The 18570-nt window shown below is 44.5% G+C and carries 13 protein-coding genes, 7 tRNA genes, 1 other RNA gene and 1 pseudogene; 3 read left to right on the plus strand and 19 right to left on the minus strand.

Going from position 1 to position 18570, the window contains the following annotated elements:
• Nucleotides 1-14 precede the first annotated feature (14 nt).
• The 10 genes from GWP43_RS01255 to GWP43_RS01300 form a co-directional block, all read right to left on the minus strand.
• Nucleotides 15-1964 (minus strand): hypothetical protein, encoded by a 1950-nt coding sequence (locus GWP43_RS01255; RefSeq protein WP_162662116.1) that lies wholly within the window; start codon nucleotides 1962-1964, stop codon nucleotides 15-17.
• Between the two features lie 7 nt (nucleotides 1965-1971).
• Complete coding sequence (gene metK / locus GWP43_RS01260) at nucleotides 1972-3138, minus strand: methionine adenosyltransferase (protein ID WP_162662117.1); 1167 nt, start codon at nucleotides 3136-3138, stop codon at nucleotides 1972-1974.
• A gap of 177 nt (nucleotides 3139-3315) precedes the next feature.
• Nucleotides 3316-3414: signal recognition particle sRNA small type (ffs, locus tag GWP43_RS01265), an RNA gene on the minus strand.
• Nucleotides 3415-3501: transfer RNA gene (locus GWP43_RS01270), tRNA-Ser, on the minus strand. It abuts the RNA gene before it with no gap.
• A 97-nt stretch (nucleotides 3502-3598) separates the two neighbouring features.
• Nucleotides 3599-3683, minus strand: a tRNA-Ser gene (locus tag GWP43_RS01275).
• Between the two features lie 7 nt (nucleotides 3684-3690).
• Nucleotides 3691-3765: transfer RNA gene (locus GWP43_RS01280), tRNA-Arg, on the minus strand.
• 17 nt (nucleotides 3766-3782) lie between these two features.
• Nucleotides 3783-3857 (minus strand) — tRNA-Arg (locus GWP43_RS01285).
• 17 nt (nucleotides 3858-3874) lie between these two features.
• Nucleotides 3875-3949, minus strand: a tRNA-Arg gene (locus GWP43_RS01290).
• Nucleotides 3950-4023: 74 nt separating this feature from the next.
• Nucleotides 4024-4110: transfer RNA gene (locus GWP43_RS01295), tRNA-Ser, on the minus strand.
• 71 nt (nucleotides 4111-4181) lie between these two features.
• Nucleotides 4182-4266: transfer RNA gene (locus GWP43_RS01300), tRNA-Ser, on the minus strand.
• A 249-nt stretch (nucleotides 4267-4515) separates the two neighbouring features.
• Here GWP43_RS01300 and GWP43_RS01305 point away from each other — a divergent pair.
• Both GWP43_RS01305 and GWP43_RS01310 read left to right on the plus strand, forming a co-directional pair.
• Nucleotides 4516-4926 (plus strand): single-stranded DNA-binding protein, encoded by a 411-nt coding sequence (locus GWP43_RS01305; protein WP_162662118.1) that lies wholly within the window; start codon nucleotides 4516-4518, stop codon nucleotides 4924-4926.
• Nucleotides 4927-5238: 312 nt separating this feature from the next.
• Nucleotides 5239-5913 carry a DUF2715 domain-containing protein gene (locus GWP43_RS01310; protein ID WP_162662119.1) on the plus strand — a complete coding sequence of 225 codons (675 nt, stop codon included), beginning with the start codon at nucleotides 5239-5241 and terminating at the stop codon, nucleotides 5911-5913.
• A 219-nt stretch (nucleotides 5914-6132) separates the two neighbouring features.
• Here the strand turns inward: GWP43_RS01310 and GWP43_RS01315 are convergent, their stop codons facing one another.
• The 7 genes and pseudogenes from GWP43_RS01315 to GWP43_RS01345 all read right to left on the minus strand — a co-directional run bounded on the left by GWP43_RS01315 (nucleotide 6133) and on the right by GWP43_RS01345 (nucleotide 14843).
• Nucleotides 6133-7632 (minus strand): NAD(P)-dependent malic enzyme, encoded by a 1500-nt coding sequence (locus tag GWP43_RS01315; protein ID WP_162662120.1) that lies wholly within the window; start codon nucleotides 7630-7632, stop codon nucleotides 6133-6135.
• Between the two features lie 704 nt (nucleotides 7633-8336).
• Nucleotides 8337-9284: an L-lactate dehydrogenase gene (locus GWP43_RS01320; RefSeq protein WP_162662121.1), complete on the minus strand. Its 948-nt coding sequence runs from the start codon at nucleotides 9282-9284 to the stop codon at nucleotides 8337-8339.
• 137 nt (nucleotides 9285-9421) lie between these two features.
• A pseudogene (locus GWP43_RS15500) lies at nucleotides 9422-9562 on the minus strand (BrnT family toxin); the annotation flags it as partial.
• Between the two features lie 166 nt (nucleotides 9563-9728).
• Nucleotides 9729-10145: a DUF488 domain-containing protein gene (locus tag GWP43_RS01330; protein ID WP_162664706.1), complete on the minus strand. Its 417-nt coding sequence runs from the start codon at nucleotides 10143-10145 to the stop codon at nucleotides 9729-9731.
• Nucleotides 10146-10160: 15 nt separating this feature from the next.
• The gene (locus GWP43_RS01335; RefSeq protein ID WP_162662122.1) at nucleotides 10161-10784 is read right to left on the minus strand and encodes a DUF488 domain-containing protein; all 624 of its coding nucleotides are present in this window, start codon (nucleotides 10782-10784) and stop codon (nucleotides 10161-10163) included.
• A 303-nt stretch (nucleotides 10785-11087) separates the two neighbouring features.
• Entirely contained in the window at nucleotides 11088-13934 is a 2847-nt protein-coding gene (locus tag GWP43_RS01340) for a hypothetical protein (protein WP_162662123.1), read from the minus strand.
• Nucleotides 13935-14000: 66 nt separating this feature from the next.
• A complete protein-coding gene (locus GWP43_RS01345) occupies nucleotides 14001-14843 on the minus strand; it encodes a hypothetical protein (protein ID WP_162662124.1) in 843 nt (280 codons plus the stop codon).
• Nucleotides 14844-15052: 209 nt separating this feature from the next.
• On the opposite strand from GWP43_RS01345, the gene GWP43_RS01350 reads away from it, so the two are divergent.
• Nucleotides 15053-16213 (plus strand): glycosyltransferase, encoded by a 1161-nt coding sequence (locus GWP43_RS01350; protein WP_162662125.1) that lies wholly within the window; start codon nucleotides 15053-15055, stop codon nucleotides 16211-16213.
• Between the two features lie 137 nt (nucleotides 16214-16350).
• Here GWP43_RS01350 and GWP43_RS01355 read toward each other — a convergent pair whose 3' ends face one another.
• Nucleotides 16351-17424 carry a DUF2804 family protein gene (locus GWP43_RS01355; protein WP_162662126.1) on the minus strand — a complete coding sequence of 358 codons (1074 nt, stop codon included), beginning with the start codon at nucleotides 17422-17424 and terminating at the stop codon, nucleotides 16351-16353.
• A 28-nt stretch (nucleotides 17425-17452) separates the two neighbouring features.
• Entirely contained in the window at nucleotides 17453-18505 is a 1053-nt protein-coding gene (locus GWP43_RS01360; protein ID WP_162662127.1) for an S-methyl-5-thioribose-1-phosphate isomerase, read from the minus strand.
• Between the last annotated feature and the right edge of the window lie 65 nt (nucleotides 18506-18570).

The following is an 18570-nucleotide window of genomic DNA, read 5'->3' on the forward strand; positions in this document are numbered from 1 at the left end:
AATTTATCGATTTTTTACAAAGTTTCCATATTTGCTAAAGATATTCTTCCCCCCCTTACTCCCCATGTCGTATATAAAAAAGAATCCATTTGCATCGCTGCCTGCATAAAATCTTTCACCTTGGTCTTGCGAATGTATCTGCAAAGAGCCGGTTCAGCTGTATTCATTAACCGGAGCCATGAAAGCTGTACAAAATATTGTTGAAGTAAATCATTGCTTTGTTGGAGAAGATAAGCCATAAACTCGTTTTGCAGCAGGTAATCGTCGTCAGTGTTATACTGCAAGGCCGGATATATTTCAAAATAACGGCGTAAAAATAGCGTGGCGCGTGGGTTCGTCTGCCGAAAGACTTCCGTTACCGTATCACGGAAACTTCCTTCCGTAAAATAAATACCGTGCAGACACTCGTGGGTAATAAACCGGTAACGGAGATCCCGCTCAGATTGACGGCTTATAGATACGATTGCACCCTTCCCCGCCTCAATACCGGTTTCCGTACGAATAATAATGCCGTTACGGAAAAGGATTTTCCGTAAATGCAATTCCGATTTGTTAAGCAGGAAATGTTCTTCTTCAGCCTTTTGAAAGAATGCTGCAAGCGTTTCTGCTCTGTAGTCGTGGGCATTAAACCCGTGGAGAGAAGTCAGCGCTCCATCTGAAAGAAGCTTTCCCGTAAAGCCTTTTTTTTCCGCAAAGAACGAAAGCCGTTTAAGATAGGCATCCTGTACCGAATAGTCGGCAAAATCAAAGATCAGCACCGAAGGAAATTGTTCCCATGAAAACAGCTCGTAAGAGGGCTGTCGCCATTGTTCTTGCGGCCAATCCGGAATAAGCCCCGGATCGGCAGTAATCGGAGTCATCAGAGAGGGGGTAGAATATTCGATCGTAATACCGCAGACTATGGCTGCCGCATCTGCCTGCTCACCCGTATCAGGAAGCGTATCCGTATTGGATAACCGCTCCGCATCAGGCGGCATATCCGCAGCGGCCGCCTTATCCACATCAATCTGTTCAAGCGTTAAAAGAGGATCGGAAAAAAGGCAGCTGTCAAGCGTAAGTTGGTATATATCCGGTGCGCGAAATACGGATATACGCTTGTCACCGCATTGAAACGAAAGGCGCGGCTGTTTTTGCCCTGCCGTCAGATTAACCGGTTGGGTTTTGTCAAAATGAATACTGATAGAGTCCCTACCGCCTGTCTCCGTATTTCCCGCACGTATAATCGCCGACGGTTTAGGGAGCTCCGTGCGTAGGGGAACTCCCGATTCGGTACATAATTCCGGCGGGATAACATCTCCATCGGCGGTTGTACCGTACCACAGTGCAGCCCCATCTTTTAACCAACCGTACCGAACGGGTACGACAGCCGTACTTTTCAGCTTTAGAGCCGATTTTGCCGAAACCATAAAGCCCCTAATATGAGCTGTCCCCACCGCTATGCCTGCAAAGCCGATGCTAACCGTAAGGTTCCCTCGCGGCAGCAGCTTCGCTGTAACGGGATGCTGCGGGCGGAAGTTTTCTTTTAACTTACCGAAAGCGGAAAAATCATTTGCATAAAGCAGCCCTACGGCAAATTGGGCAGCATCAGTTTGAATAGCGTTTGGGTTGATAGGTGCTGTGCGGCTCGATTGACCGGTGAACTCTAACGGTTCAAACTCCAGCTCGAGGGCATATAAGCCGGAATCGGTTAAACCGAACATCGTAGGGCTTTTTTCAAAAGCGAAGCACATGACATCGGATTTTTCCGGATCATCTATCGTACCCGTTTGGGCATTTGTATTTAAAGCCTTGAGCGGCACGCACCGGCTCTGCATACCGGAAACGGATGCAGCTAATAGATAAACCACAGTATCATCGCTGTCTACCGGCAATGCAAGCGATACCGACGACGCGGGATCGGCACAAGAGGTACATAACCAAGAGGTAAAAACTAAAACAAGAACGCCACGCAGCAGGATATGCATGTCGCTACTATTTTATAGCTGCTTTTAGAGCGTCAATCTTATCGGTTTTTTCCCAACTGAATTCGGGGCGGCCAAAGTGCCCGTAGGCAGCGGTCGCTTGATAAATAGGTTTACGTAAATCCAATGTCTTGATAATACCGGCAGGGCTGAGATCGAATACCTGCTGAACGGCTTTTTCGATTGCATCTTCCGGAACCTTTGCAGTACCGAAGGAATCTACCCGAATCGAAACGGGAAACGGTACACCGATAGCGTAGGCAAACTGCAACTCGCACCGTTCGGCTAAACCCGCAGCAACGATATTCTTTGCGACATAGCGCGCCATATATGCAGCTGAACGATCTACCTTGGTCGGATCCTTACCGGAAAAGGCACCGCCGCCGTGCCTCCCCATACCGCCGTAGGTATCCACGATGATCTTCCGCCCCGTTAAACCGGTGTCGCCGAAAGGGCCGCCGATAACAAAGCGGCCGGTCGGGTTAATAAAGAATTTTGTCTTTGAATCCAGTAAACCGGTCGGTTCAAGGACGGGTTTAACAATCTTTTCGATAATCGCTTCTTTTAACGAAGCATAAGAAATTTCGGGGTCATGCTGATGGGAGATAACGACCGTATCGATACGCACGGGTTTATCTCCTTCGTATTCTACCGTTACTTGACTCTTTGCATCGGGGCGCAGCCAATCGATCTTTTTCGACTTACGCAACTGCGATGCCTTCCGCAGCAGCTTATGTGCATACATGATAGGGGCAGGCATCAATTCCGGTGTTTCTTTACACGCATAGCCGAACATCATCCCCTGATCCCCTGCACCCATTTGGTTCTGATACTCGCTGAGGCCGGTACCGTTTACCCCCTGCGCAATATCGGGGGACTGAGCATGAATCATACTTAAAACAGCCATAGAGTTGCAGTCAAGTCCGAATGCGGAATCGGTATAGCCGATGTCCCGCGCAATATTGCGGGCTGTTTGCTGTATATCAACAAAAGTATTGGTGGTAATCTCTCCACCGATAAGGATTAACGCAGTTGAAGCAAAGGTTTCGCACGCAACATGGCTTTCGGGATCATCACGTAAACAAGCGTCCAAAACTGCATCAGAAATTTGATCACAAAGTTTATCGGGATGGCCTTCTCCGACCGATTCCGAGGTAAATAATTTATGTTCGTTCATTATTACTCCTATCATTAAAAGTGTTACGAAGCAGCCGCTATCATACCGCTATCAGTCTAAATGTACAAGTTGCTTGTTAGCCGATGCGATCATCTTTCTAATGAATGCAATGACTATTCTTATAGAATAAATTGGAGGGATACGGTCAACTGAGAAAGAAAACTTACAGAGGATATAAAAAACCGGGAGCACTACGGCACAAGAAGAATTAATCTACCGCTGCTTCCTTCCGGATCTGACGGGGTTCGAAAAACCTTCTTTGCATAGGTCCCGGTACGGAGAGAGAGGGATTCGAACCCTCGGTACCCTTTCGGGCACACACGACTTCCAATCGTGTACCTTCGACCACTCGGACATCTCTCCAAAGTGTTGAAAGCACCTGAAAGTATTGAAATTTTCAAGGTGTTTCGTAAAACGCATAAAGAAAGACAATGCTTGAACGCGCGGCTCCGTTAAAAAACGGAGAGAGGGGGATTCGAACCCCCGGTACCTTGCGGTACAACGGTTTTCGAGACCGCCCGATTCGACCGCTCTCGCATCTCTCCAGTAGCATGAGACTAGGCGGGCTCGAACCGCCGACCTTCAGATCCGCAATCTGACGCTCTAATCCAACTGAGCTATAATCTCAAAATTAAAAAAAACAATGAGACTAGGCGGGCTCGAACCGCCGACCTTCAGATCCGCAATCTGACGCTCTAATCCAACTGAGCTATAATCTCAAACACAAAAAAACCGATGAGACTAGGCGGGCTCGAACCGCCGACCTTCAGATCCGCAATCTGACGCTCTGATCCAACTGAGCTATAATCTCAAATATCCCCGATATGCTTTGTCCATTACTGCATTCTAGCCATTTAATGTACAATAATACCCGGTTTTATCTTACGGAGCAGGGGGGATTCGAACCCCCGGTACCCGGATGGGTACAACTCCTTAGCAGGGAGCCCGATTCGGCCACTCTCGCACCGCTCCAAAGTTATTGCCTATCTAAGTTATCGGTTTTATATATGCACGTATAAAGGAACGTGCCGCCTTTTATTTTACGGAGCAGGGGGGATTCGAACCCCCGGTACCTCGCAGCACAACGGTTTTCAAGACCGCCGCCTTAAACCACTCGGCCACCGCTCCATAAGTGGTTTGTATATTAGCCTAGAATAACGGCGAATGTCAAGACTATCGCTCCAACCGTATCGATTTTTCTCTTAATAGTGATAGTGCATATAAAAAAAGTTTGTAAATTTTTTAATTTTTTTGCAAAAATACCGTAAATTTCCAGCCATTTTTAAATGAATGCTTTATATAACAGGTACTACAAGATCAAAAGAGACCGGCACCGCGGCGAGTGGCAACTCGGTACTCTTATTTTAGGAGGCTATTATGCACAATTTGAATTCGTTGATCATTGAGGGGAATGTGGTTCGCGATCCCGTGGTAAAGGCAACGCCTAAGGGGACACCGCTCTGTATGTTTTCCATTGCTTCGAACCGTTTTTTTAAGCAGGAAGATCAAACGACACAGGAAACTTCGTTTTTTGATGTAGAAACATGGGCACGTCTAGCGGAACTCTGCGGAGAAAATTGCACAAAAGGCCGCGGCGTACGAGTTGTCGGACGTTTAAAGCAAGACCGCTGGGTAGGCACCGATGGTAAACACTACAGCAAGATTAAAGTGGTAGCCGAACATATCGAGTTTAAGCCCTTGTTCAAAAACGGGAAACAGCCTGCTGATGCGTTAGACGATATGCGTGAGGAGACCGTCTCGGAAAAAGAGGCCGTACCTGCCTTTTAAGAAAAATGCCGGCGGTTCCGAATATAGAAACGCCGGTAAACAGTACGGGGATGCCCAAAAACCTCAAAACTTGGACATCCCCTCTCCCCTGTTATAGGACAAACGTCTTACGATAATTATGCAGGACTCCGCTCGATGTACCTGTTCGGATTTCCACTGTTGTATGAACTACACACTGCACAGAAAAGCGGCGGCTCTACGAAGAGTGCTGATAAATCCAGCCAAATAAACAACTTACAGATGAATGCTTGTTTTTTTTTCGTCAGATGTATACTCTTTTTAAGACGAGACTCGACTATTAGGAGTTCCGCAATGAAAAAAATAACAGGACTCTTTTTATGTATTCTAATTGGTGCAGTAAATAGTTTTGCTGCGGAAATTATTTTTTCACCCGGTATCGGATTTTCATCGTATACAGTGCGAAGTTATGAAGTTATAATAAGCGGAGGCACTCCTAAGACTTCAGATAAAGCGGCAACATATACTATTTTTGCTCCCGCTGTAGGGCTTGATATGCATTTTATTCATGAAAACAGCGGCTTTACCTTCAGTCTTATTAATAACGCAGCACTCCCTGTCGGCATATATAAAAGCGGTGGCTTCGGTGCCGAGTCAATGAAAGTCCGCGGTTTTATATGGGACGGCCAAATGCTGTTCGGTTATACGTATGGAATTAAACAGCCTTTCAGTATTCATGCCGGTATTGGCCCCGGTCTTGCGCTGGGAAGATTTTGGACGCGCTTAAATGGGCAAGGTTTGGAAAATTTTTATCATGCGTGGACACCAATAGCATTACATATCGGCTTCCAATATATTTTTACAGAGCACATCGGTATTAATATAGGACTGCATGATATGATAAGTTTTTCAGGACTTTTGCGTAGTATGGAAAAATCAAATATCGCTGACGACAATAATAAAGTCGGATCAACATTCGGCTTCGGTAATGTTTTTACGTTACGGATAGCTGCGGCGTTTAGATTGTAATTTGGCTGTTTATTATCGCTGTAGTAATCTACAACGGTCTTTATGTCTTATATAACTTTTATACAGACTTTGCCGCTGCTATGCGCAGTGGCAAAGATTATAAATGAAGGTTAAGCGGCTATTGTAGCGCTTTGCTTTTTAAATCAACAACCCCGACGCAAGCGTCGGGGTATTAAACCCTCCGCACGAATAAAATTTCCGTATTCAGAAAGCTTGTTTTTATTTGCTACGCTGGTTTTTGATTTGTTCGATCGCGTAATCCATCGCTTGATTAAAGAAGTCTTGCGGCGGTTCTTTGATAAACCCGCTATCCATCAGCTGCTGTGTCAGCGCTCTGCTTTCTGCAATTTCGGCCTTAGCTCGTTTAAATGCTTCATCCCATGTAATAGTGATACGGGCAAGACCTTCTTTTATCGCCTGCATTGCGACATCGGCCGCTTCGACGGCAAAGACATCCTCATCATTCATCTTTACGACGATGTTTTCAGGATCGATGCCTTTTTTCTCCGAATAGTCGGCAATGGAGTGCGCACAGCGGATAGCCATACCGTCGGAAATCTTCCGTGCACGAACCAACAACGCACCTTTCAAGATGCCGGGGAAGCAGACGGAGTTATTGATTTGGTTCGGGAAGTCTCCGCGCCCGGTACCGGTGATAAAGGCGCCGGCAGCTTTGGCATCGTGCGGCCAAATTTCGGGGACGGGATTTGCGCAGGTAAACACGATGGGTTTATCGCCCATAGAGGCAATTTGCTCTTTGGTTACCGTGTTGGGGCCCGGTTTGGACAGAGCGATCAGCACGTCGGCGCCTTTTAGCGCTTCGTTAAAGTCGTTTATCCGCTTGGGGTTTGTCGCTTGGCACAGCTCCCACTTGCGGTAATAGCGTGCATCGGCTTTGATGTCTTCCCTGCCTGCATGGAGCGCACCCTTGGAGTCGCAAATAATCATCTTTGCGGGATCTCCGCCGTCCTGCAGGATGAGGCGTGCAATCGTCGTGTTGGAAGCCCCGGCACCGAGTAACACGATGCGGCAGTCTCCGATTTTTTTACCCGCCAATTTCAGCGCATTGAGCAACCCTGCAAGCGTAATACATGCCGTTCCTTGAGCGTCGTCATGCCAAACAGGAATGTCGCATTCTTCCCGCAGCGTATCCAGAACTTTAAAGCAGTCCGGCTGCTGAATATCTTCCAGATTAACTGCGCCGACGCTCGGTTCCAGCATCTTCACAAAGTCGATAATCTTATCGGGGCAATGTTTACCGGCAGGGAAGTTGTATTTCTTTTCTTCATTCGGCTTGACGTAGGAATCGATACAGATGGGATACGCGTCGACACCGCCTAAGTACTTCATCAGCATACATTTTCCTTCCATAACGCCGAGACCGCCGGAAGGAGAACAATCTCCGTCCCCCAGTACGCGAGTGGAATCGCTGACAACGGCTACGAGGTTTCCCCGATTGGAAAGCATAAAGGAGCTGTCGTGATTATCACGGATTCCGGTAGAAACGGCGGATACGCCCGGCGTATACCAAACGTTAAACCAGTTAAACCCATAGATCCCGCATTTTGGGACGGTTTGCAGTTTTCCGCCATAAAACTCGTGTGTTAACAGCGAAAGCTTTTTTAAAAAAAGCGTTTTCGCCGCCGCTTTTTCATTTTCCGTAAAGTCGGAAGGGAAGTGTTCCGTAATAGATTGTAAATCTTTATTGATAGTTTTCATATGATAAGTGTAGCATGCTTACCCTCTCCCTGCAAGCTATCCTTTTGAAAATATACGGCATATCTACTTCGTTGCTGCGCACAAATTAATCCTCAACGTATCAAAGATACGCCTGCGGTTAATTTGTGCTCGCGCCTCGTATCTATACCGTATATTTTCAAAAGGCTTACGGAAAGGGTGCAGCTACTTCGTGCTGCGCACAAATTAATCCTCAACGTGGCAGAAGCGGCACGGATGCCGCTGGTTCTAAACAGTAACCAGTTTGCTTGCAAACTGGCAGCTTAAAAATGAACAAGGATGTTCATTTTTGGACGTGCCTGAGGGTGTTTTTTGTACGCTCCTAGCATCTTCAGAACGGACAGGGATGTCCGTGAAATTGAGCAGCAGCGAGTTTGCCCCGCAAACTCGACGTTGGACAGTGTACACGGAAGTACACTGTTCAACAGGCTATTTTCAAAAGGCTTACGGTAAAAGGCTTTTCAAAGCGGACAGGGATGTCCGTGGTTTCAAGCAGTAGCGAGATTTGTGTTATACACAAATCTCGTCGTGGAACAGCGTACAAGGATGTATGCTGTTCCACGGTCTATTAGCAAAAGGCTTGAGGGGAGAAGATTGGAGCCGGAAACCGTTTTATGTATCGTGTGTTTTTTTCATTGCACACGATACATAAAGCTGTCGTAAAATTCTAGATAAAAATATGTTTTTTAGCAAATGGAAAGGTATGCATCGTAAAGTCGGCGAGCGCTTGATTCGAGCGCAGACTGTTCATCCGCGGGTAGTTCGCCTTCGATAATTCTGTCAACACCGTTTCTGCCGACAATACAGGGAACGCTTAAGCAGGCGTCATGCAGACCGAACTCGCCGTTCAAGGCTGTAGAAACGGAAAGAATACTGCGCTCATTTCGCAGAATGGCGCCGGCAATTCTGGTAAGTGCTAGACCGACGGCAAAATAGGTTGAACCTTTGTAGTCGATGATATGATAGGCGGAATGGCGTACTTCGTCTAAGATTTTTTCTTTATCGAAGTGAATACCAGAACTACAAACTCCGTGGCCGCAGTATTCGTCGATGCGCCGTCCGGCTATGGTGGTCATCGACCATGCGGCAAATTCGCTGTCGCCGTGCTCGCCGAGGATGTATCCGTGTATATTACGGGCATCGACGCCGCATTCTTTGCTGAGTACGTAGCGGAAACGAGCGGTATCCAAGACGGTGCCGGAACCGATAACCCTTCCGCGATCCCAACCGCTTGCTTCGAGCGCTACCTTGGTAAGAATATCGACAGGGTTACTGACAAGCAGCATAACACCTTTACAGCCGCTTGCGGCGATTTCTTTGGCAATGGTTTTAATGATGGTGGCATTACGCTTAAGGAGGTCTATTCTCGTTTCTCCCGGCTGCTGTTTTGCTCCGGCGGTTATTACGATGATATCGCTGTCGGTGTAATCGTTCTGCCCGCCGGCATGAATATCGACTTGCGGCAAAAACGGTAAGCCGTGGACAAGATCCATTGCCTGTCCTTCCGCAAAGTTTTTATTCATATCGGTTATTGCAATCTCATCGGCAAAACCGCTTTGAGCTAACGCATAGGCAAATGTAGCCCCGACAGAGCCCGCACCGACAATCGTTACTTTTCGTTTCTTTTGATCCATAACGTCTCTCCTTATAAAAAATTAAAGTATTGCTTACTCTTCAAAAAAGTATAAGCGCTTCCATGTATCAATGATTATATACTTTTGGGAGGAGAAATTATAGAGAGCCTGATTGTAATTAGATCCGGTTCGGTCTATTAGTGGAAAATATGATATACCTTCCTCAAGTCTTTGTCTGCTTGCCGCGCAGATATTAACCGTATTCTGTCTTTCTTTTCAGTAAAAAAGACCAACACTATCAATATTCCGCTCAAATTGCCGATTCCGTAATATCTATCTTATTTGAAATGGCTGTTAGGTTTTATACATTCTTGCACATTAGTAATCATTGACTATTCCAGATAGAAGCCTATGAATGTACTCAGCGCAGTGATTAAGTCTAACAAATATCATTTTACGCTGAGGCATATATTTCGAAATTTAAAGTAATGTCTACTCCCCATATTAAAATAAGTGAACTATTTCAATATTTCCCCAATTTCGTGCTAAATATTCCGCTAATAATCTTCTATGACACTGGTCGGGACGATCTTCACTACAAAGTAATACACCGTTGATGATCTCGTCTTTTTTTATGATATTCAGTATATTTCTTTGTTCAATAATTCTTAAATACTCAACTTCATAATCTGCCCAGGTAATTTCTTTCTTTTGATAATTACGTAACAAGTCTTTTGTAGGAGCTAATAATGGTTTATAAATATATTGCCAATTTAAGAGCTTTTCTAAAAAAAATTCCAGATCATTTGATTTTGTAAATCCTGCCAATTGAGAGGCATTATTAAGTCTGATATCAATAAGTTTATTTGCTGTCGATTGACCTAATAATGAAAAAAAATTTTGTGCACTTTTTTTGAAAATCTGATTGTATAAATTTTATCTTTCAATCTCTACCTCACTGCTATGTAAACTGTAGGCAACTTTATGTTCAAGTATTTTATATAATTGAACAAGCGGATCATCATTGCCGTCAAATAATTCTGCCTCAATTGAATATTGTTTAAGCAGCTGCTGCTCTATGTCTTTAGTCGTCATTAGACTGCCGTCATATAAAATATGGTTTGCATAAACACCGATTCTCTCTGAAATGCCTTTAGCAACAAGGCTAAATCTATGGCAGTCGGCAGGTTCTTTTTCCGTGCACATAAGAGCAATACGATATCCTTCTTGTAGTCCTTTTCTAATTCTTTCTACCCCATTAATAAATATGGGAAGCTGCTTTACTTTATCAAAACTGACAGTATCGTTTGTATAAACACAGTTCTCTTTACGCCTAGCACCGAATTCCTTACTAAAAGATGAATAATAGATACGATTGTGACTTGTCACTCTCTGTAAATTCTCTTTATTGAATTGAGCCGTATGCTTGCTATAGGGAGTAGATCGGACGTCAATGGCGACATTAACTTCGTGTTTTTTGAGAATATCAATGAAAGATTCGATAGTATGAATCGAACACCCTATTGTATAGAGCTTACCTCCGCTGTTTATTGCACTCATAACCATCAAAAGATTCCTGCTACAATTTTAGAGCATTCTTCTCTCTTCTCATAATATCATAGAACGCTCTACATCTTCAATCTATTCGGATGCGGTACAACCGCCAAACCGGCTCGTCCTACCCCGCTGCCAAAACCTTACTAAAGGAGCAGATCGCGCCTACCCATAAAAAAAGCCATTTTATGTAGAATTTCTTCAACATAAAACGGCTTTTAGCTGGGCGCAATTAATGAACTAACGTTTCACCTCTGTATCCTTTATGCGTCCTGGTCTTTTCTCTAATTCATAATTACCAATTAGTGATTACTTCCACCCTATCGTGTAAATAACCTTTATGGTTCCCTTTGAGCGAGTTTCATCATGGTTATCTACCGTATAAGTAATTACAAAGTCTTTTTCTTCGCCGTCGGCAAGGGTAAAGTTTTCGTCGTAGGTAATCGTTACGCCCTTATAGGAAATTTTTCGGTTAGGATTCGGTTTTGTACCCGCAAATTCGGTCGGCAACGGAATATCGTCTGAGCGTTTTATATTAACATTGGCCTTATCTACCGTCCACATTCCCGTAGTTTCATTGTATACCAAAGGAAAAATACTGTTGTCGTCGATGGCTTGAAGAGGATATACATTCCCACCTCCCCATGTCGTCCATTCCGCCCACCAATAATCGTGTCGATTTGCTTTAATCAGGTAATTGGAAAGAGATATCTTTAAGTCAGAAAACGAAGAAAATTCGGTTGTCAACCAAGCGGCATCTGCGGATTTTTCGGCTCCTACTTTGATAAAATCTTCCGACTTAACCTTTATCCATTTCCCACTATTGTTTTCAATGGAAAACATGTAACCCCACGATTCTGTAATATTACTTCCACCGGTTACCTGAACCGCATTCTTACGAGAAAGATGAACCCCATCAATATATTTATGCTTGAAGTGATCACCGTCTGCCGTACTCCACGACTGTAAATCTACATTCTGTATTTTAGGTGTTACGGTAAGGCGCATCTTCGGCTCAAAAGAGACGGAAACGGCAGCATTTGCCGCTCCAACCGTTAATATGGCATATGTTTTGTCAGCAATGGATGCTTCGGGAGTAACACCTTCCCATTCTTTAACAATGTACCGGCGTTTCGGAGCTGCGATAAATTTGACCATCTCACCCTTTTTTACATAATCACCGGATTTAATGGGGTTCCCATTATGCAAGGCAGTAAGGGCTCCGCCATCTCCATCTACGAAAAATTCAACCTTGTAAGACTCTTCGATCTCGATTGCAGCATAAGCACTTTTTTTGCTTGCAGACTGTTCGCCTTGAACCGTACTGTTAGTATTCGTAATTAGGCAATAATAGTATGTTATGCCGGCAGCGGAGGCGTCAGGTGTAAAGGTGTACTCGGCTTTATCGGCATCCGTTACGGGCATTCCTTCTGCCACAGGCGAGGCAGCCTTGTACCATTGATATGATAAGGTGCCGCCGTCTTTGGATACGGCTTTTACTCTAATGGTAAGCTGTTCCGTACTGTTAAGACGAAGAGTTTTACTCTTAGGCTGTTCAGTTATTTCAGGATTTAAAGCGTCGGACTGAATTTGTCCGTCAGTTATGTGGCATTTTGCCCGTTCGCTTTCAGTTTGTTCCGATTTATTGTTGTCCGTATTCGTATTTTTGACGATGCAATAAAAATAGCATTTTGTTTCGGTTGAGGTATCGGTTATTTTGTATGATGCTTCCGTTGCGTCATCAATTTTCGTACCGGCTCCTGTCCGCATATCGGCCTTATACCATTGATACGAAAGCGTTTCGCCTTCAGGTACAGGTTCCGTTTTTACCTCAAAAACGAGTTCGGGGCTGTTCAGTTTTGCATAACCGTCTTTGGGCTGTTCCAAAATAACGGGTTTAACTGCCGTGTATTTCGGATTTTTATCCTTGGTAACGGTTTTTCTGGTTACTTTAACCTGTCCTCTATAGGGAGAATAGCCCGGTTTAGAAGACTTTTTTTCAGCAGGTTCTTTAAACGCAGCATCCTTTTGCGCATGATAATTATTTGCTTTTATATTCTTTTTTATCCAGTCATACAATACCACCGAGCCGTCTTCTTTTACAAAGCCGACGGGGTCAGTCATATAAAAAGGTTCAGGAAACTGAATATGTCTATTTTCACTAGGCTGTGCATAATCCGTCCAATCGGAGGGAACACCTAAACCGCTTATATCCTTAGGGTCACTGTAATAAAAGAGGAACTTTGAATACCTATCTACGCAAAACATTGAATTATCAAGCGATGTACCCTTCGATAAGAAGTGCGCACCCGAACTTGTAAAGCGATAAAAATAGAAGCGCTCTTCTTTCTCTGCATCATACAAGGGAGGAACCGTTCCACTCCATCTATTTGGACGAGATTTATAGCAGTAAAACCATACATTTTCCATTTCTTTAATACCGGAACCGAAGTTAGGATCATGATATTTTTCTCCATAAGCTCCGTCCGGCAGCCAAACAGCATCTTTAAATTTGTAACTTGCTACATTGTCAGCGTTGTTAAAACCGTTTATATATACAACCCATTCATTGAATTTGTTTGAGTTAAAGTTATCCGTATCCCGCTCATCGGGTTCCCCTTCTTTATAGTACACCCAAGGATCTACCTCTTCAGCTTCAGTTTTAATTTTTACGATAAACTTTTTATTACCATGCGGGTCTTTAGGGTTATAATCAGCACTACCGTTATTTATCGAGCTGTCTTGTTCCAAAAAAAGGAATTTTTGTACTTCGACGGCAGGGTTTTGTTCGTCTATTATTCTGATAGGAACGGTTACGGACTCCCCTTCTTTTAAAGCGGCCTGCCCGCCCGATCCTTTTATCGTTACCGAAACTCCAACGGGGGTGCCGGTATTATCCTTTACAGCGGCACTTATATCGTCGGGATAAAGTATTGCATCTTTTGCATTTACTTTTCCTATAAAATCTTCCCCGTTGACTTCGGGGTACAGCGTTACTCCGCATACCGTTATCGATTGTACGGTCAGCATTTTTTTATCTTCGCCGTCTTTAACGGAACGTTTATACCACGAGGCACCTAAAGCCGGTTGGCATGAAAAAAACAGGCAACCGGCAAAAACCGTTAAGCTTAAAATAAGTATCTTTTTAATTTGCATAAAACTCTCCTCCTAAACACTTTTTACAGGCGGTCTTTAAGCGCCTAAAAAAGCTTTCAGCTCTCATTACACCTTAAACAATAGCCCCAAACTTATACCGAAGTCAAAATTATTCATATAGAAAGACTTTAGTTTGTCCTTTTCAAAATCGATTTTAGGATTCACTTTTTTTGCATTTTCCATAAGTTTTCTCGGCAAGGAAACATACCCCGGCTTATAAATCGTATACGACATATAGGCGCCGACGGTAAGATCCATTCGGGAAATGACGGGCTGGTTGTATTCTATTGAGGTTTTTAATGTAAGCCCAAGCGGATTCATCTTTTCCATCATGGATTTAGGGATATAGAGTGTTCCCGTTTCGGGGTAAAAATCAGCACCTTCTTGTTTCAGTTCCTTTAGCTGTTTTTCGTTCAAGTTTGTATACAGTTCATACGTAGGCTGAGGATCCGCGAGCATCTTTCCGCCCAAGCCGAAACCGAGTGCAAACCTATTCTGAAAAAACATCGCTTTTACCGCCGTCCCAAAAGTTACTATGGGTGTCATATAGACGCGGCAATAGACTTCAACACCATTACTACCCGAAATCTGTCCGGAAAACCCCTGTCCGATACCAAGGTTAAAGGCCAGCCCGAGTCCGCTAAAGACGTCATTTGTTTGACAATTAAAGTAACGCACAGCATCGAAAGCATAAGCTAATTCGGCTTCTCCTGACATAACAAACCCAACCATACCCCGCATAAATTGGGCGCCAAGATACTCCATATCTTTTTTTCCAATATGAGGATCTGTGTACGAACCTGAAAAATTCGCCTTTAGCCCCAGCGTGAAGCCGGAATCGAACGCATATAAATGAATAGCAATGGCGGTCAATAATACCACCGCACCTGCTTTTTTATGTAAATGCATAGGTTTCTCCTCATTTTAGATACCACCGGGCATCACTCCGTGTTATTTAAAAAATACTCATTTTATGCTATCGGCAAAATATATAGTTTGTCAAGACATCAATCCGCTAGCAAATCACCCGATTTATGGCGACGGTAGAAAAACTTGGTTACAGCGTTTCAATCCCATCGTCTTTACGCTTATAACCTCTTTTTGATATAGTGTCTATAATGAGACAACGTATCGGCTTTTTATACCTAAAGACAGGCGGCGGACATATTTCCGGTGCGAACGCCTTAGTAGCGCGCTTAAAGGAAAAATATCCGGATAATGCCGAATATATACCGCAAAACGGCTTTAACAGCACTAATTTGGTTGCACGTATTTTTTGTGAAAAAGGGTATCTTGCAACTTCAAACTACTTTGAACTCGGTTATGTCGCATTCTATCAATTAACGAAGTCGAAAACCGTTTTAACATTTTGTAAATGGCTGTTGCGCCCTTTTCTTGTAAAAAATTTGATAACGTTTCTTAAAACCGAAAAAATTACAAAACTGGTTTGCCTGCACGAAATACTTATCCCGCTTGCACGGATTGCCATTAATAGAGTAAACCCTAGCATCCCGCTTATTTCCATTGTGATGGATCCGTTCACCGCGCATCCGTTGTGGTTTTATGAAAAAGATACCGAGCTTATCGTCTTTTCACGGAAGTTGCAAAGAGAAGCAATCTCGTACTACGGCTTTAAACCGGAACAAGTACATCAATTTCCTATTATGCTTTCGCGGAATTTTGACCGGCGGTATACGCTCGACGAAAAAATTGCCGCTAAAAAAAAACACGGCATCCCGCTTGATAAAAAAATCGTGATGGTTGTCGGCGGCGGAGAAGGGTTAAAAGCGACGCTTGCTATTGTCAACGCTTTTATCTTTCAACGCTGCCCAGCTCATTTAATTGTTATTTGTGGTAAAAATAAAGTGTTAAAAACGCAGCTGGAAATCCTGCTTAAAACCACGCGCATCGCTAATATTCAGGTGTTCGGGTTTGTCGCTTGTATGCCCGATCTAATCAATGTGTCCGATTGCGTTATCACTAAAGGTGGCCCTGCTACTGTTATGGAAACACTGTCCGCCGGTAAGCCGTTAATCCTTGCGAGCTATGTGCGCGGGCAGGAACTCGGGAATATGCTCTATGTTGTTAATAACAACCTCGGTTGGTATATTCCAAAACCGCGTAAAATAATAAAAAAAGTAAAAGAAATAATAGCCGATGATTCACTACTGGCTTCTATAGAAAAGAAAATCGATATGATGCATATCCAAAACGGTCTGGAACCCATTGCCGATTTTATCTATCAATTTCAAAAGTCACGGAACACGGAAGAGGAATAGTAACTCATAACGCAAATTAAATCTAAGGAAAACCTCTCAAAACTGATTCGCAGTCCGCGTTAGCAGATACGATGATTATTCCTTACAGAACAAGCTGATAGGCTTGCAGTTTTTAGAGGTTCCCCATACAGTAAAGCTTACATCCGCATCCGGACTTTTTTTGCAATGCCGGGAAATCCTTTTAGTTTGAGTACAACTCCGTCTTCAATTAAAAAAGAGCCTTCAAAAGTACCGCAGATAGTCTTATAATCCCGCCGCCAGACGAGTATGTTCAAGCTCCGCTGCGAAATTGCACCGGGTGTAAAGGTTAAATCGACCATATTTTCGGTATCTTGGATAATCCAGTTTTTGGAAGATCCGAACGGGTATGTAATACGCACCGGTGGTAACGGGATTCGTTTTCCGCCGTAAAATAAAATATTGTCGTTATAGCTGTAGCTGTCCGGAGCGATGGAATCACTTAAATGAAAAGAAACCTGAGCTCCCTCGATAAATCCCAGTCCGATAACAACGCTTCGCTTTGTATGAGGAGACGTATACGTTTTTCTGAAATCTAAAAAGCCGACTCCGCTTGCCTTACTCAGCTGTATATCTTGGTTATGCCCAAAAGTAACCCATCCGTTTACGGCAAACGAGCGAAAATATACGGCTTGGCACCGGCGGCTCACAAAAGCAGGAATAACGGCAGAATAGTCGGTACATTGCGGTGAACGCGAATCAAAATCGAGCCGCCCCTCGCATGACGGCCGATCGTTGGCAGCAAGAAAATCAAAATCGGCATAGAGCATCCCTTTGGAAAGGCGGGAAAAGATACGCACGTACCGCCGTTTAACGCGGCAGGTTGCAACGCTGTACGCAATGTATTTGGGCAGGTGCACAAACCCCAGCGGCAAAAGTTGCCGGTAGGCAAGCAAGCGGTTCGTGCGCCGATTCCACAGTGTTGTCTCCATAAAGGCAAAATATCCGCCGTAAAAAAATTCAATTTCGCCGATAAGGTTATCGTCGCAAAAAAGAAGCCGCAATGTGTCTGTTATGCGAGTGTCAGTAATGAACGACGGGAGCGGCAAATTCCCAAACGGCTTTTTGACGCCCCGTATGTCAAAGGTACGGAACATCCCCGAGTACGACCCAAACAGCGGTACTGCATCTTCGATGGGGCGGCGTGGAGCCGGAGTAATAACGCGGGTGTAAGGAACTTTTTGTATATCCATAGTAACAACCTAGCAATCTCGTAATAATCTAATAGAATCGCTCCTGCGGCGTATCGAAATACGCACCGAGTTCTTGGGGGTGATATATTCCCTTGTCGGTTACGATTCCGCTGATAAGCTGAGGCGGCGTAATGTCGAACGCAGGATAGATTCCTTTTACCGCAGGATGAGTATGCCGCACCCCATGGCACGAAAGCGCTTCCTCAGGATTACGCTGTTCGATGCGGATATCGGCGGCATCATTTTTATCTGCATCCGGTATACCGGTTACATAGTACGGTATCCCGAACCTATCCGCAAGCAGGGCAATTTGAAAAGTACCGATTTTATTTGCGATATGCCCGTCCCGCGTAATAGTATCCGCTGCCGAGGTAAAAAGATCGACGTGTCCCTGCTGCATCATATAGGCAACCATATTATCGGTAATAACGGTGGTGTCAAACCCCATATCGGCGGCGCAGCTTGCGGTTAAGCGAGCGCCTTGCAAGAACGGCCGTGTTTCAGCACAGATTATTCTAACGGGATTATTGCGCGCACGGGCTGCCTTCAGCATCATCCCGACAATCGTTTCCCCAAAGCACTGGGTAAGAACGCCGCCCCCTTGCGGAAAAAGCTCTGCAAGATAGCTTCCAACCTTTTCCATTATACCGTAGCGCCGATTCAGTGAGTCTATTGCAGTGTTAAAAAGGGCGGTTACTATATCTTGCCCCGCGTTCAAAGCGCCTTTAGCCACAGCAAGACTGCCCGCCGTAATCTGTCCCATTCTGTTTGCCGTCGTCGGCCGGGCATGAGCTAACCCTTGTGCCGCCTCTTCAAGAAAGCACCGCTGCTTCTCCGCCCCTTCATTCCGCACTTGATATGCTGCAAGCGCCATCCCCATAGCGGCAGCCGTGTACGGCCCAGCGCTCTGGGTTACCATATCGGCAATCGCCTGCCGGACTTCCTGCCACGAAGAACATTCGACATACGTTATTTTTTCGGGATAGATGCGCCGGTCAAGGATTCTGACACACCCTTTTTCATACCATGCGACATTTTCATATTGCAATAAAAATGCAAGTTCTGCGTCTTTTCGTTCCATGTTTCATTTTTAGTAGTTTTGATAGATTGAAGACCGGTGGATTAACAAGTGGTGAATTGAAGAAC

The organism is Treponema vincentii (assembly GCF_010365865.1).
In the GTDB taxonomy this organism is placed as follows: domain Bacteria; phylum Spirochaetota; class Spirochaetia; order Treponematales; family Treponemataceae; genus Treponema.